Origin of the sequence: Aeromonas sp. R4-2 (genome assembly GCF_040908295.1) — a bacterium.
Classification (GTDB): Bacteria; Pseudomonadota; Gammaproteobacteria; order Enterobacterales; family Aeromonadaceae; genus Aeromonas; species Aeromonas veronii.
Window position 1 is genome coordinate 130,623 of the sequence record NZ_JBFODL010000013.1, and the last position, 12,158, is coordinate 142,780.

Annotated in this window: 15 protein-coding genes; 7 read left to right on the forward strand and 8 right to left on the reverse strand. The window is 58.7% G+C overall.

The features are described from left to right. Positions 1 to 103: 103 nt before the first annotated feature. Positions 104 to 406, reverse strand: coding sequence for a YfcZ/YiiS family protein (locus AB5Y99_RS10360; protein ID WP_005339945.1), 303 nt, complete (start codon positions 404 to 406; stop codon positions 104 to 106). A 16-nt stretch (positions 407 to 422) separates the two neighbouring features. After that, positions 423 to 584 carry a twin-arginine translocase TatA/TatE family subunit gene (gene tatA, locus AB5Y99_RS10365; RefSeq protein WP_005339944.1) on the reverse strand — a complete coding sequence of 54 codons (162 nt, stop codon included), beginning with the start codon at positions 582 to 584 and terminating at the stop codon, positions 423 to 425. Positions 585 to 860: 276 nt separating this feature from the next. Between tatA and AB5Y99_RS10370 the strand changes: the two genes are divergently transcribed. Continuing rightward, positions 861 to 1,829, forward strand: coding sequence for a LysR family transcriptional regulator (locus AB5Y99_RS10370; RefSeq protein ID WP_058059999.1), 969 nt, complete (start codon positions 861 to 863; stop codon positions 1,827 to 1,829). A 75-nt stretch (positions 1,830 to 1,904) separates the two neighbouring features. On the opposite strand, the gene AB5Y99_RS10375 is transcribed toward AB5Y99_RS10370, so the two are convergent. Both AB5Y99_RS10375 and AB5Y99_RS10380 read right to left on the reverse strand, forming a co-directional pair. Then, positions 1,905 to 2,504: a YhgN family NAAT transporter gene (locus AB5Y99_RS10375; protein ID WP_013724175.1), complete on the reverse strand. Its 600-nt coding sequence runs from the start codon at positions 2,502 to 2,504 to the stop codon at positions 1,905 to 1,907. Between the two features lie 99 nt (positions 2,505 to 2,603). Then, positions 2,604 to 2,849, reverse strand: a complete 246-nt coding sequence (locus tag AB5Y99_RS10380; RefSeq protein ID WP_005357633.1) for a YecH family metal-binding protein — start codon at positions 2,847 to 2,849, stop codon at positions 2,604 to 2,606. A 209-nt stretch (positions 2,850 to 3,058) separates the two neighbouring features. On the opposite strand from AB5Y99_RS10380, the gene AB5Y99_RS10385 reads away from it, so the two are divergent. Then, on the forward strand, positions 3,059 to 4,342 hold the full coding sequence (locus AB5Y99_RS10385; protein WP_368209649.1) for a dicarboxylate/amino acid:cation symporter: 1,284 nt from the start codon (positions 3,059 to 3,061) through the stop codon (positions 4,340 to 4,342). An 11-nt stretch (positions 4,343 to 4,353) separates the two neighbouring features. On the opposite strand, the gene AB5Y99_RS10390 is transcribed toward AB5Y99_RS10385, so the two are convergent. Beyond that, a complete protein-coding gene (locus AB5Y99_RS10390) occupies positions 4,354 to 4,668 on the reverse strand; it encodes a DUF2007 domain-containing protein (RefSeq protein ID WP_005339933.1) in 315 nt (104 codons plus the stop codon). Positions 4,669 to 4,677: 9 nt separating this feature from the next. Continuing rightward, the gene (locus AB5Y99_RS10395) at positions 4,678 to 5,580 is read right to left on the reverse strand and encodes a LysR family transcriptional regulator (RefSeq protein WP_047434586.1); all 903 of its coding nucleotides are present in this window, start codon (positions 5,578 to 5,580) and stop codon (positions 4,678 to 4,680) included. Between the two features lie 96 nt (positions 5,581 to 5,676). On the opposite strand from AB5Y99_RS10395, the gene AB5Y99_RS10400 reads away from it, so the two are divergent. Both AB5Y99_RS10400 and AB5Y99_RS10405 read left to right on the forward strand, forming a co-directional pair. Beyond that, positions 5,677 to 6,729: an HlyD family secretion protein gene (locus tag AB5Y99_RS10400; RefSeq protein WP_108612463.1), complete on the forward strand. Its 1,053-nt coding sequence runs from the start codon at positions 5,677 to 5,679 to the stop codon at positions 6,727 to 6,729. Continuing rightward, a complete protein-coding gene (locus AB5Y99_RS10405) occupies positions 6,729 to 8,282 on the forward strand; it encodes a DHA2 family efflux MFS transporter permease subunit (protein WP_323893726.1) in 1,554 nt (517 codons plus the stop codon). The genes AB5Y99_RS10400 and AB5Y99_RS10405 overlap by 1 nt, the downstream gene beginning before the upstream one ends. Positions 8,283 to 8,360: 78 nt before the next feature. Here AB5Y99_RS10405 and AB5Y99_RS10410 read toward each other — a convergent pair whose 3' ends face one another. Continuing rightward, the gene (locus AB5Y99_RS10410; protein ID WP_323893728.1) at positions 8,361 to 8,987 is read right to left on the reverse strand and encodes a lysoplasmalogenase; all 627 of its coding nucleotides are present in this window, start codon (positions 8,985 to 8,987) and stop codon (positions 8,361 to 8,363) included. Between the two features lie 187 nt (positions 8,988 to 9,174). On the opposite strand from AB5Y99_RS10410, the gene AB5Y99_RS10415 reads away from it, so the two are divergent. After that, entirely contained in the window at positions 9,175 to 9,318 is a 144-nt protein-coding gene (locus tag AB5Y99_RS10415; protein ID WP_162182404.1) for a hypothetical protein, read from the forward strand. 216 nt (positions 9,319 to 9,534) lie between these two features. Here AB5Y99_RS10415 and AB5Y99_RS10420 read toward each other — a convergent pair whose 3' ends face one another. Then, the gene (locus tag AB5Y99_RS10420) at positions 9,535 to 10,653 is read right to left on the reverse strand and encodes a fatty acid desaturase (protein ID WP_368209650.1); all 1,119 of its coding nucleotides are present in this window, start codon (positions 10,651 to 10,653) and stop codon (positions 9,535 to 9,537) included. Between the two features lie 147 nt (positions 10,654 to 10,800). Between AB5Y99_RS10420 and fabR the strand changes: the two genes are divergently transcribed. Both fabR and AB5Y99_RS10430 read left to right on the forward strand, forming a co-directional pair. Beyond that, the gene (gene fabR, locus AB5Y99_RS10425; protein ID WP_323893733.1) at positions 10,801 to 11,421 is read left to right on the forward strand and encodes an HTH-type transcriptional repressor FabR; all 621 of its coding nucleotides are present in this window, start codon (positions 10,801 to 10,803) and stop codon (positions 11,419 to 11,421) included. Between the two features lie 19 nt (positions 11,422 to 11,440). Beyond that, positions 11,441 to 11,806, forward strand: a complete 366-nt coding sequence (locus AB5Y99_RS10430; protein WP_005339919.1) for a YijD family membrane protein — start codon at positions 11,441 to 11,443, stop codon at positions 11,804 to 11,806. Positions 11,807 to 12,158 lie beyond the last annotated feature (352 nt).

Consider the following 12,158-nt stretch of genomic DNA (forward strand, 5'->3'; position numbering starts at 1 on the left):
ACTCGCGCCGGGCAAAACGTCTGTGGGATAGAGTAACTATAGAACGCCGACCCACAGCAGAAGGGTCAACACGGCAGGCAAACCTGCCGCGTTATCAGACAACTCAGATAGAGCGGGCCCGCATTTCGAAAATCAGTTTTTCGGCGGTGCAGGTGAATTGCAGGCGGGCTTTCAGGATCACGCCGTTGGCGCCCTGAGTCAGTTCGCTGCTCACTTGAGCTTCGGCAGTGACCTGTTTGGCCAGAGCTTCATAGGCAGCCAGCTTGGCGCGGGCATCCGCCTCGGCAGCGGCTTCAATAACCAGATCCATCACATCGTCGCCTTCGCCGATGATGGTGCCGATCTCGGCAAAACAGCCGCAGCTGTCACAGGTTTCGTTCAGTTCAACTTTCTCGTCTACAGACATTTTCTACTCCTACTGCTTATTTCGGATGATTTGCGTCGTCACGCATCGCCTTGCGAAAATCTTTGATGGCGGTACCCAGATCCTCACCTGCACTGGCAAGACGCTTGCTGCCGAAGACCAGCACAACGACCAGCAAGAGGATCAGCATATGCCAGATATGAATTCCACCGAGTCCCATAGGGATACTCCCTCACAAAGAGATATCTGTTACTTGTATCAAAATAGAGCGCAGGGATTGTTGGGCAAAATCAAGGCAGGTGCAAGTGAGCAAATAAATCATAGCCAAAAAATAGGGCGACCCAAAGGTCGCCATATTGATTGTGCTACATGTCCCCTCAACCGCTACATCCTGTACCAGTGGTTCATGCGAACCTGAGACCATTCGAGGATAAGATCGCCAAGATATGAAAACAAATGGTATAAATTCATCTTAGAATTGAAGAGGATTCATATCATGCTGCTGGAACAACTGGGTCGCATCGACCTCAATTTGCTGATTATCCTGCAGGTACTGCTGGAAGAGCGCAACGGCAGCAAGGCCGCACGCCGCCTTCATCTGAGCCAGTCCGCGGTCAGCAAAGCCCTCGGCCGTCTGCGCGATACCTTCAATGATCCCCTCTTCATCCGCTCTGCCTACGGGCTGGAACCCACCGGCCGCGCCCTTGCGCTGCAACAGCAGTTGCAACCCATCCTGCTGTCGCTGGATAACCTGATCCAGCCGCCCGAGTTTGACCCCGCCAGCTCGGAGCGGGAATTCGTCATCGCCAGCATGGACAGCGCCTTTACCCTGTTTGCCCCGCTCTACCTGAGCGAGCTGAAGCGGCAGGCACCAAGGATCCGCTTGCGTTACGAGGAGTGGACCGAGAACAGTCTGACCGAGATGAGTCAGGGACAGGTGGACATCGCCTTCGCGGTGCGAGAGAACTGCATCAGCTCCGATTATCGGCTCGATACCCTGCCCGACAGCATCTGTCAGCGAGTGCTGGCGGTCGATGATCTCACCTGTCTGGTGCAACAGCACCACCCCGCGCTGCGGGAGCCCAACTGGAATCTGGAGCACTACCTCAGCTATCCCCATGTGCAGACTTACTGCGAGGGGCGGGACCGCTGGATGCTGGATCACAAGCTGGCAGAGCAGGATCTCTACCGACGTATCGAGGCAACCGTACCCTCCTTCGAGGCGGCGCTGCGGATGGGGATGCACTCCGACATGATAGTGACGCTATCCCGGCTCTACGCCCGCCACGCCACCCAGGTCTATCCGCTGTTACAGCTGCCGCTGCCCATCGGGTTGGACAGCATCTCCCATCTGCTCATCTGGCATCAGCGTCACAGCGAGGATCCGGGCCACCGCTGGCTGCGGGAATTGCTGCTCTCCCTCATCATGAGCAAACTAGAACCCGCTGCGACCACTTACGGGTGACCGCCCCCCTTCTCGGCGGCACAAAAAACGGGGCTCTGCGTAGCCCCGTTTCATTCACTTCAAGATGTAAACCGCTCAGCCCTGACCGGTCACCGCCAGATAGTGATGTACCCCGTCCAGCAACATCTGGACCGAGATCATCACCAGCAGCATGCCCATCAGCCGTTCCACCGCAGTGAGTCCCCGCTCACCCAGCAGCTTGTTGAATACCTCGTAGAACATCAGGATCACCGCACTGGCAGCCCAGGCCAGAAAGAGTGCCAGCGACCAGTCCACCATCCGGGTCGGCTCCTGATTGGCCAGCAGCATCAAAGAAGCCAAGATAGAAGGACCGGCGATCATCGGGATCGCCATCGGCACCAGGAAGGGCTCCTCGCCCGCCGCCAGCCCGGTCACGCCCCCTTCACTCGGGAAGATCATCTTGATGGCGATCAGGAACAGGATAATGCCCCCCGCAATGCTGACCGCCTCCTGCCGCAGGTTGAGGAAACCGAGGATCTGCTGACCGACGAACAGGAACAGCATCATGATGGCCAGCGAGAAGAGCAGCTCGCGCACCATCACCTTGCGACGTCGCTTGGGATCGATATGACGCAGGATAGAGAGGAAGACCGGCAGGTTGCCCAGCGGGTCCATGATCAGAAACAGCATGACTGCGGCAGAAAAAGTATCCATACAACGCCCGGGCTACGCCCTGAATAGGGAAAAGAGAGGGGGCGAAATATAGCAAAGGGCGAAGAATTGAGCGAGCGCCATGATGCGCTCGCAGCGGGATTAACCGTGGTTGCAGATCTTGTCGGCACGGGTCTGGAAACCCTCGGCCGAGTCGATGAATTTGCCGCGGGCAGCCAGAAAGTCGATCAGCGCTTCCGCATCCATCTCGCTGGCGCTGCAGGTATGAAAACGGGCTTCGGCACCGAACCGTTCGGCCATCGCCTGTTTCAGGCTGGCACGGGTAAATTGCCCCCCTTGTGCCAACATCATCTCCATCACTTCGTGACCATGAACCGATTGCGACATCTCTCACCTCAATAATGAACATATTTAATGCCAATTAAATATCTCCCCGCCCGGAGGGATCTTGATATAGGCCAATAAATTGCGCATTTCCTGGTCAGGGGAGTGGTCACCGCCACCGCTTTGTCGATAATGTGGCAACCCGCGTCAGGGATCGCTACACTGGCGCCCCTTTTTGGCCATCGCAGACAATGTATAAGGATATTGGCGTCATGCTGTTCCATGGAGAGGCTCTCAAGCCCTGGCAGATCTGGACCCGCCGACCACTCTGGCTCAAGACCCTGATCGGCATGCTGACAGGGGTGAGTCTGGGCGTCGGCTTTGAAGAGCAAGCCCTGCTGCTCAAGCCCCTTGGCGTCCTGTTCGTCAACACCATCCAGATGCTGATGGTGCCCCTCATTTTCTGCTCGGTCATCGCCGGTCTCACCTCGCTGCTCAAGGGCAAGGCCCTCGATCGCATCGGCAGCAAGGCGATCTGCCTCTACTTCTGCTCGACCGCCATCGCCATCTGCATCGGCCTGATGATGGGCTGGCTGCTGGAACCCGGCATGGGTGCCGACATGGGCCCCTATGAGCGGATCGGCATGTCGGAACCACCCACCCTGGCCAGCGTGCTGAGCCATCTGGTACCGAGCAATCCGGTACAGGCGATGGTGGATGGCAAGATCCTGCAAGTGATCGTCTTTGCGGTGGCGCTGGCGGTCGCCCTCAATGCCAGCGGTCGCCGTGGCCGTCCCGCCATCCTCTTCTTCACCTCGCTGGCCGAGGGGATGTTCAAGCTGACCCAGATGGTGATGGCGCTCGCCCCTTACGGTGTCTGCGCCCTGATGGCCTGGATGACTGGCAAGTACGGTCTCGACCTGCTGCTGCCGCTGCTCAAGGTGATCGGCGCCGTCTACCTCGGCTGTCTGCTGCACGTGCTCGGGGTCTACAGCACTCTGCTGCTCCTGCTGGCACGGCTCAATCCGCTGCACTACTTCAAGAGCATCGTTGATGCACAGGCGGTGGCCTTCACCAGCAGCTCCAGCAACTCCACCCTGCCCATCAGTCTGGCCTGCGCCGAGAAGCGGCTGGGAGTCTCCCCCGCCATCACCGCCAAGGTGCTGCCCATCGGCGCCACCATCAACATGGATGGCACCGCCCTCTATCAGGGAGTGACTGCGCTGTTCGTGGCTCAGGCATTCGGGGTGGATCTGCACATGGTCGATTACCTGACCATCATCAGCATCGCTACCTTGGCCAGTATCGGCACCGCTGGCACCCCGGGCACCGGGTTGATGCTGCTGACCCTGACCCTGACGGCGGTGGGCTTGCCGCTGGAAGGGGTGGCACTGATTGCAGGCATTGACCGGATCCTCGACATGGCGCGCACCACGGTCAATGTTTCAGGGGATATTCTGGTGTCGGTGCTGATCGCCAGCAGCGAAAACGAGCTGGATCTGGCGACCTATCACGATGCCAGCGCAGGGGAAGATATCGAGTTCCCGCCGCGCTAGCGGAAGAGAGATCAGCTGTCGTGGGGATCGTGATGACAGCGCCAGCAGACGTCGAAGTTGGCGCCGTTCTCCTCCCCGCACTGGCCGCACAGCCAGCCGTTACCCTGACGCTGCTGGTAACGCTCGATGACCCTTCCTGCCTTGCTACGATCCTCGGCCCGCACCATCAGGGTCACCTGCAACATGTCGACCGGCAGTTCGCCAAGGGCGCCCGACAGCCCCTCGCCATTGAGGCGCACCAGCACCCCTTCCGCCTCCAGCGCCCCTTTCAACGCGTGCGCCTCCAGGGTGTGTGAGGCGCGATAGAGATTGATCCAGTTATCCATAGCTCCCCCTTACAACAGCTTGTCGATGCCAAACTCGGCGCCGTTCTCAATCATGAAATCGATGAATGCCCGCAACTTGCGCGGCATCAGTTGCCGCTCCGGAAACAGCAAATAAATCGGCACCCTGGGCTGCTGCCACTCTGGCAGCAGGATCACCAATTCGCCGCTGGCCAGCTCATCCTGACAGAGCATAGCGGGTAACGAAGCCAACCCCAGCCCCGCCTTCGCCGCCTCCCGGGCACAGGTAATATTATTGACCCGAAAACGGGATGGGGGGTCAACCAGCACCTCTTTGCCATCCAGCTCGAAGCACCAGTGAGAGGCGAGAAACCCGCTGCTCACCGTCACCCGCTCGTGGTTGGCCAGATCCTCCGGCCGCTCGATGACCGGACTACGGGCCAGATAGTCCGGGCTGGCACAGAGCAGCCTCCCGGTGCTCCAGAGTCGGCGCGCCGCCAGATTGGAGTCGCTCATGTCGCCAATCCGCACCACCGCATCCAGCCCTTCGCTGATGGGATCCACCACCCGGTTGGTCAGCTCCAGCTCCACCTGCAGGGCGGGATAGGCCTGCAAAAACTTGGCGACCAAGCGCCCGACCACCAGTTGCCCCGTCTCGATAGGCACCGCCAGTTTGAGGGTGCCGGTCACCTCCTGCTGGCTGGCGCTCAGCATCAGCTCGGCTTCGGTCAGAGCATCGACCGCCTTGCTGCAGTGCAGGTAGTACTTCTCCCCCTCCTCGGTCAAAGTGAGCTGACGGGTGGAGCGATAGAGCAGACGCACTCCGAGCCGCTGTTCCAGCTCGGCGATGCGGCGGCTGACCATCGCCTTGGTCATCCCCAGCTCGCGGGCAGCCCCCGTAAACGAGCCCTTGTCGACGATACGCACCAGAATTAACGCGGCATTGAGATCCATTGTTGCACCAGTGAAACTGTATATCTCGTGAACCAATACTAATCGAAACAGTTGACCAGTGTTAGCCTGCGCCCCTTAAGTTCAGGAATCACAAAAATGAGTCAACACAAAAAAATTCCCCTGCTGGCAGCCATGATATTGGCGCTGCTCGGTCTGCTGTTCGCCGGTTACTGGTATCTTCACGGCCGCTATTTTGAAAGCACCGACAACGCCTATCTGCAAAGTGAAGTGACCGGGATCAGCTCCAAACTGCCCGGCTATATCCGCGAAGTGCTGGTCACCGACAACCAGCCGGTCAAAGCGGGCCAACTGATAGCCCGTCTCGATGATCGCGAATACAAAACCAGGGTCGCGGAGGCCGAAGCCGACCTGCGCCTCAATCAGGCGACGGCCGAAAATTTGGCGGCCACCCGCACCCAACAACTGAGCCTGATCCAGCAGGCCGAGGCCAAGGTCGCCTCCGCCAAGGCCGAACAGCTGCGCGCCAGCCAGCAGGTCAACCGGATCAGTCAGCTCAACCAGCGCCACTACAGCTCGCAAGACAGTCTGGACGAGGTGCGTGCCGGCCTGCAGGTCAATCAGGCGCAAGCCCGGGAGGCCCAAGCCGCCCTGCAGGCGGCCCGTGAGCGACTGCTGGTTCTGGATGCCGAGCGCAAACAGAATCTGGCCAAGCTGGCATTGAGCGAAGCACAACTGGAGCAGGCCAAGCTGGAGCTCGGCTACACCGAACTGCGGGCGCCTGCTGACGGCATCATAGGCAAGCGCAGTCTGCGGGAAGGGCTCTACGTCCAGTCCGGCATGCAGGTCGCCAGTTTGGTGCCTCTGCAGCAGGTGTGGGTCGAAGCCAACTTCAAAGAGACCCAGCTCGCCCATATGCAGCCGGGCCAGAAGGTCGAAGTGGTACTCGATGCCTACCCGGATCAACCGGTCGAGGGGATCATCGACAGCCTGGCCCCTGCGACCGGTGCCAAGTTCGCCCTGCTGCCACCGGAGAATGCCACTGGCAACTTCACCAAAATCGTGCAGCGGGTACCGGTGAAGATCCGCATCCCCGAGCCAGGCCCGCTGGCAGGCAAGCTGCTGCCGGGTCTCTCCACCGAAGTGATCGTGGATACCCGCACTCCTGAGCCCGTGGTGGCTGCCAACTGATGGAACCCATTCCACGTCGCAACTGGATCGCGGTCATGGGGGGGCTTATCGGCGCCTTCATGGCCATCCTCGATATCCAGATCACCAATGCCTCCCTGAAGGATATTCAGGGGGCCCTGTCGGCCACCCTGAGCGAGAGCTCCTGGATCTCCACCTCCTATCTGGTAGCGGAGATGATCGCCATCCCCCTGAGCGGCTGGTTGAGCCGGGGGTTGAGCGTGCGCCGCTACCTGCTCTGGACCACCGGCGCCTTTATCGCTGCCTCCGTGCTCTGCTCGTTCAGCTGGAACCTCACCAGCATGATCGTCTTCCGGGCGCTGCAAGGCTTCACTGGCGGGGCGCTGATCCCGATGGCCTTTTCCCTCATCGTCACCCTGTTGCCGTTACAGAAGCGGGCCACCGGCATGGCGCTGTTTGGCCTCTGCGCCACCTTCGCCCCCGCCATCGGCCCAACCCTCGGTGGCTGGCTCACCGAGCAGATGTCGTGGCACTACATCTTCTATCTCAACGTGCCGCCAGGATTGCTGGTGATGGCCATGCTGGCCCACGGGCTGGATAAAAAACCGGTGGACTGGGCCGTGATCAAGCGGGTGGATCTCATCGGGATTGTCACCATGGCGCTTGGCCTCGGCTTGCTGGAGGTGGTACTGGAAGAGGGCAACCGGGAAGACTGGTTCGGCTCAAGCTTCATCGTGCGACTGGCAGTCATTTCGGCGGTGGCGCTGGTATTCTTCGTCATCAGCCAGCTGATCCGCCGTCACCCGCTGGTCAATCTGCGGCTGCTGCACAACCCGCGCTTCGCGCTGGCCTGCTTCGCCTATCTGATCCTCGGCATGGCGTTGATGGGCTCCATCTATGTGCTGCCGCTCTACATGACCCAGATCCACAACTACAACGCGCTGGAAATCGGCGAGGTACTGATGTGGATGGGGCTGCCGCAACTGCTGGTGCTACCGCTGGTACCCAGGCTGACCCACAAGATAGACCCGCGCTATCTGGTGAGCTTCGGCTTCCTTATCTTCGCCGTCAGCTGCTTTATGAACGTCAACATGAGTGCAGACTACGCCGGGCCGCAGCTGATCCAGTCGCTTATCGTGCGGGCGCTGGGGCAGCCCTTCATCATGGTGCCGCTCTCCCTGGTCGCCACCGCCAGCCTGAGCCACGACGAGATCCCCTCCTCCTCGACCCTGCTCAACGTGCTACGCAACCTGGGTGGCGCCTTTGGTATCGCCATCATCGCGACCCTGCTCGACAACGATACCCGCACCCATGTGCTACAGATTGGCAGCACTCTGGCCGCCAGCAGCATCGAGGGGCAGAGCTATCTGCTGCAGCTGGCCCAGAGCATGATGGAGCAGGGTTCAGGCCCCGAGATTGCCCAGCAGCAAGCCCACGCCATGCTGGCCAATACCATCAACCGGGAAGCGGCCATCATGGCCTACAATCAGGTGTTCTACATCATGGGGATCTTCCTGCTGGTCGCCAGCGGCCTGATGTTGTTGCTCAAATCCCCCACCCCACGGGCAGCGGATGCCGAACCGCTAGAGGCGTGAAAAACCGCCGGGCATAAAACGAAAAACGGGCCAATGCCCGTTTTTCGTTATCTGTTACCTGCACTCAACCAGAAGGCGTTATCCCGCCAGCGACCCTGCAATCAGGAATTGCGCTGCGAAGTAGCTGCTCATCACCCAGGCGCGGGCGTGGGGAAAGGGGCGGCGGAAGCGATCGAGCGCCAGCATGCTGTCGGAGAAGAGGAACATCAGCGCCCCCACCAGAGCGGCGGCAGAACCGGCAGTGAGAGAGGCGTGCCAGGCACCGGCGGCCACCCAGGCCATGCCGATGATCACCAGCATGTAGCAGAAGACCGGGATCCGCATCTCCCCCAGCTTACCCCACAGCAGGCCAAAAACCATGCCGGCGATCAGCAACAGCAGCAAACCATCCACCAGATTGAGCAACAACGGCCCTTGGGCAAAACCGACGATATAGCAGAGATGCGCGACAAGAAATGCCACCAACCCCTGAATGAAGCGATCGCTTGGCAACATCAGCAGCACATCGCCCGCCAGCGAGAGGCAGAGGCCGAGCAGGATCCAGGCGTGGGAACCATCGTGGTCATAACTCTGGTAGCCGAACGCCAACGCGATGATAAGCAACATGGTCAGTGGCTTGCTGATATAGAACTGGCGGCTGTCTGAACCGTAGGCAGCACGGATATGCCACCAACCTGAAGCGATGATCAAGAAACTCAATAACATGCCCTGCTCCTCACCTGTTGCTCGCAGTCATACGGCAACCGTTTTTATCATGGTGCAGGGTAACAAATTCCCTCCCCCAGTGGCAGGGGTGCTGATCAAATGGACAGACTAAGCCTAAAGTCTAATTGCCGCCCCGAGTGGTTCAGGGCATAAGTGACGGGTCTGGAGGATCACCATGGAAGAAGCTATGAAAAACTATCTGCCCGCCATCGATATCATGATGTGCCATCTGGGGATCAGCTTTGAGCAGGCCTGTGAACAGCTGGGTCTCAGCCAGCAGGAGCAACAGGCACTGGATCAGTTGCAGCAACAGCAGAGCCAAGCCAACTAAGCCCTCCCGTTATTGGATATCATGATGCGCCATCTGGGGGTCAGCTTTGAGCAGGCCTGTGAACAACTGGGTCTCAGCCAGCAGGAGCAACAGGCACTGGATCAGTTGCAGCAACAGCAGAGCCAAACCAACTAGCCCGTTCAAACATGCATACCAAAGAGAAGACCGCCAGCAGGCGGTCTTCTCTTTTAGTCTGTGTGATACCTCGGCAAGGCATCATGCAATGCCTGCCAGCAGGCGACTCCAGTTGCGTTTACCAGCGATGAAGCCGTCACGCAGGGCCCGGTACTCCAGTTGCAGCTTGAGGCGGTCATAGCGCGCCAGCGCCTTTCGCTTGCGCAGCTCCAGCAGCCGCTTGCGACTGGCGTAATAGTGTTGCAACTGCTGGCTCAGCTTGTCGTACTCCTCCTGCAGCAGCGCTTGCCACAGTTCGCGATCTTCCTGCTTGCGCAACTTGGCTTGTGCTCGTTTCAGCTGCATCTGCAGCCGGGCTTGTTCGATACGCTCCTCCGGCGAGGATCTGAGATCCCCCGCCAGACCACACCAGGAGGCGAGCCGGATCAACCACTTGGTCGGATCGAACTGCCACCAGTGAATGCCGTTGCGGTAGTCATTCTCGAACAGGTGGTGAAAGTTGTGGTACCCCTCGCCAAAGGTGAAAAAAGCCAGGATGCCGTTATCGCGAGCGGTATTGCGGTCGGTATAGGGCTGACTGCCCCAGATGTGGGCCAGCGAATTGATGAAGAAGGTGGTGTGGTGAGTCATCACCATCCTCAGCACGCCCGCCAACAGCAACATGCCGAGCATATCCCCGTGCCACAGGCCAAGCAGCAGCGGCAGCCCCAGATTAGCCGCCAGTGCCAGCGTCAGATAGTGACGGTGCTGAAACGCGACCACCGGGTTGTTCTGCAGATCACGCACATTGCTGTAATCGCCATAGAGATCTCCCTGATGCTCCCGCAGCATCCAGCCGATGTGGGAATACCAGAAACCGCGCCCCGCGCTGTAGGGGTCTTTATCATTGTCATCCACATGACGATGGTGACGGCGGTGATCGGCCGACCAGTGCAGGGCAGAATTCTGCAGCGCCAACGCACCGCCGATGGCAAATAACCACTGCAAAGCGGGGTGCGCCTTGTAAGCCTTGTGCGACCAGAGCCGGTGATAGCCTGCGGTGATGGAGAGACCACTCAGGCAGAACAACAACAGGAAACTGGCCCACTGCCAGAAATCGTAACCGTGGCTCACGCCGTACCAGGGCACGACAATCAACGCCACTATCCCGGAGAGGGAGAACAGCAGGGTATTGGTGAAAATAATGGGGGGTCTGGCCATCTCATTGCATCCTTTCAGCGAACAGCTGTTAGCCATTTTCTATGGTGATTTCCTCACGGTCAATGGTAAAAAAGTAGGATACAAACCTGATCCTGAGGCGCCTTCGGGTTATCATTTGGCCTCAATAAGCTGAAGGTGACTGATTTCGTGGGTATTCGCGCTCAACAAAAAGAAAAAACCCGGCGTACATTGATCGATGCTGCATTCAGCCAACTGTGCGCCAATCGGAGTTTCTCCAATCTCAGCCTGCGGGAAGTCGCTCGTGAAGCGGGTATCGCTCCTACCTCTTTCTATCGCCACTTTCGCGATATGGAGGAACTGGGCCTGACCCTGGTTGACGAAGGAGGTCTTACCCTGCGCCAACTAATGCGACAGGCACGCCAGCGCATTGCCGGTGGTGGCAGTGTCATCAGCACCTCGGTGCAGACCTTTATGGAGTTCGTCGAGAACAACCCCAACATCTTCCGGCTGCTGCTGCGGGAACGCTCCGGCACCTCGGCCGCCTTTCGTCAGGCGGTGGCTCGCGAAATCCAGCACTTTATCGCAGAGCTGACCGATTATCTGGAAGCCACCACAGAAGCACCACGGGAAGATGCCTACATCCAGGCAGAAGCCATGGTCACCATCGTCTTCAGTGCCGGTGCCGATGCACTCGACATGACCAGCGAAGAGTGCCGTGCACTCTCCGACCGAACAATTCGCCAACTGCGGATGATCGCCATGGGCGCCGAGGTACAAAACCAGAAGCGCCGTGAACCTCAACCATGACCACAGGATGGAGAACGATATGACTGAACAGCTTATGATCCCGAAAAAACCACTCGCCATGGCCATGCTGATTGGTATCTGTGGCGATGCCTCTTTGGCCGTGCTGACAAACTCGGTTGTGCCCTTCTCCTTCTTCCCGCTGATTGCCCTCTGGCTGGCGGCCTATCAGCTGTTCCAGCACTATCGCCATGAACCCATGGTGGGCAACACCCCCATCTGCACCCTGCTCTGCTTTTTTATCGGTGTCTTCGGCCACTCCGCGCTGCTCAAGGTGCAATACCCGGAGCTTGGCAGCAACTTCTTCTCCCTGATCATGATGCTGCTGTTACTGGCGGCCCTCTCCATCAAGCTCGGCCTGAGCATTGGCAACAAAGAGAAGCCCTGATAAATAGACCGAGTGATGCTAATCAGCTGATAGATAAAACAAAGAGGCTTTCCCGTCGGGAAGGCCTCTTTGCTTGAACGATACCTGATTAATACGGCAATCTCGGTATTCCCAACCTAGCCAAGCTGCTGGGCTTCAAGATCTATGTGCAGATGGAAGAGGGGGTGGTCAATATGGGACTGTCCTGTAGTCAGCAAGCGACAGAAACCTGATTTGACCGCCTGTAGACTCGCTCAATTGGCTGCAAATGAAGCTAACAAGGCTCGAATATAGCCAGAAAATGGTGGAAATAACCGGCTATCTGGCCCTCTCTTGGCAGGTAAAAACCAAACGTTGGCTGTTTAACACGCTA

Coding starts and splice junctions, on each gene's coding strand:
- AB5Y99_RS10385 (WP_368209649.1), top strand. CDS start 3,059: ATGCTGTTCCATGGAGAGGCTCTCAAGCCCTGGCAGATCTGGACCCGC.
- AB5Y99_RS10360 (WP_005339945.1), bottom strand. CDS start 406: ATGTCTGTAGACGAGAAAGTTGAACTGAACGAAACCTGTGACAGCTGC.
- AB5Y99_RS10410 (WP_323893728.1), bottom strand. CDS start 8,987: ATGTTATTGAGTTTCTTGATCATCGCTTCAGGTTGGTGGCATATCCGT.
- AB5Y99_RS10405 (WP_323893726.1), top strand. CDS start 6,729: ATGGAACCCATTCCACGTCGCAACTGGATCGCGGTCATGGGGGGGCTT.
- tatA (WP_005339944.1), bottom strand. CDS start 584: ATGGGACTCGGTGGAATTCATATCTGGCATATGCTGATCCTCTTGCTG.
- AB5Y99_RS10415 (WP_162182404.1), top strand. CDS start 9,175: ATGAAAAACTATCTGCCCGCCATCGATATCATGATGTGCCATCTGGGG.
- AB5Y99_RS10380 (WP_005357633.1), bottom strand. CDS start 2,849: ATGTCGCAATCGGTTCATGGTCACGAAGTGATGGAGATGATGTTGGCA.
- AB5Y99_RS10370 (WP_058059999.1), top strand. CDS start 861: ATGCTGCTGGAACAACTGGGTCGCATCGACCTCAATTTGCTGATTATC.
- AB5Y99_RS10395 (WP_047434586.1), bottom strand. CDS start 5,580: ATGGATCTCAATGCCGCGTTAATTCTGGTGCGTATCGTCGACAAGGGC.
- AB5Y99_RS10375 (WP_013724175.1), bottom strand. CDS start 2,504: ATGGATACTTTTTCTGCCGCAGTCATGCTGTTTCTGATCATGGACCCG.
- AB5Y99_RS10420 (WP_368209650.1), bottom strand. CDS start 10,653: ATGGCCAGACCCCCCATTATTTTCACCAATACCCTGCTGTTCTCCCTC.
- AB5Y99_RS10430 (WP_005339919.1), top strand. CDS start 11,441: ATGACTGAACAGCTTATGATCCCGAAAAAACCACTCGCCATGGCCATG.
- AB5Y99_RS10400 (WP_108612463.1), top strand. CDS start 5,677: ATGAGTCAACACAAAAAAATTCCCCTGCTGGCAGCCATGATATTGGCG.
- AB5Y99_RS10390 (WP_005339933.1), bottom strand. CDS start 4,668: ATGGATAACTGGATCAATCTCTATCGCGCCTCACACACCCTGGAGGCG.